1 protein-coding gene is annotated in these 1,170 nt (G+C 58.8%); it reads right to left on the reverse strand.

What is annotated here, in order from left to right; translation table 11 throughout:
• Nucleotides 1-17: 17 nt before the first annotated feature.
• A protein-coding gene (locus CDI09_RS17495; protein ID WP_205836580.1) for an IS630 family transposase occupies nt 18-1,075 on the reverse strand; the annotation gives its coding sequence in 2 pieces (ribosomal slippage) (nt 18-583 and nt 583-1,075; 1,059 coding nt in all).
• Between the last annotated feature and the right edge of the window lie 95 nt (nt 1,076-1,170).

Raw genomic sequence — 1,170 nt, forward strand, 5'->3', positions numbered from 1 at the left:
ATACCAACCGTTGATTGCTATAACCTATGAGCCCAATTGCGCAGTCCGATTGACATGATGCGCCATGGTTGATCGACGAGCTGGTTCCAGGCATGGCAGGCGATATCAACGATATCGTCATAGGTTCTGAAGATCCTGTTTGAGAGCCATGTATTGCGCAGGAACTGCCAGAGATTTTCCACCGGGTTCAGTTCAGGAGCCCGGGGAGGCAGCGGGAGAATGGTGATATTGTAGGGAACATCCAGCTTCTGACTGGTATGCCATGCGGCCTGATCCACAATGAGGACGGCGTGAGCGCCCTGCGCGACCGTGCGTGAAATCTCCGCGAGATGGAGCTGCATGCCGTGCAGGTTGCAGACAGGGAGCACGAGGCCTGCGGCCGCTCCCTTTTCAGGACAGATGGCCCCGAAAATCCACGCGGATCTGGTGCGCAGGTCAGCAACGGCCCGGGGCCGGGTGCCCCGTTTCGCCCACCGTCGGGTCAGCTTCGTTTTCTGGCCGATCCGCGCCTCGTCAGACCACCAGATTTCGATATCTTTTCCGGGATGTCTGGACCTGATCGCCGCCATGACACCGGGGAACTCTTTTTAAAAATGTCCTGGGCTTCTGTATCCTGGCGATAGTGCCGTGGCCGGGCTGTCAGCAGACGGAACCCCTCGCGGCGTATGATCTGACCCAGACGCGTTTCCGACAGGCTGACGCCATAGGTCTCATGCAGCCACCCGCAGAGATCACACAGTCTCCAGCGGACAACACCATGCACCGCAGGGATGGGTCCTTCTTCGAGCCGGGTTTTCAAGGCAGACAGCATCTCCTGTGTCAGGCGGGCTTTCTGTCCCCCGCCATGACGATCCACAAGGCCATCCGGGCCATCCGCATTGAAACGCAGCACCCAGTCACGGATACTCTGACGGTCTGTCCCCGCAAGCAGGGCCGCCTCGCCGCGCGAGGCGCCATCATAAATCGCCGCAAGCGCCAACAGGCGACGCGACTGACCCGCATGCCGGCTTCTGCGCGCAAGGCGTCGCAACTCCGAACTATCATGATCGTCACGCAGGGATAGAGGGCTGCCCATCCAGAATGCCTCCTTCAGAGAATGGTCTGCATCCTATGAATCACATTTTTAAACCGATGGGTACCCCGTGAGTCAGGCCAAACAATGGTTGGTAT

Origin of the sequence: Komagataeibacter nataicola (assembly GCF_003207795.1) — a bacterium.
GTDB lineage: Bacteria > Pseudomonadota > Alphaproteobacteria > Acetobacterales > Acetobacteraceae > Komagataeibacter > Komagataeibacter nataicola.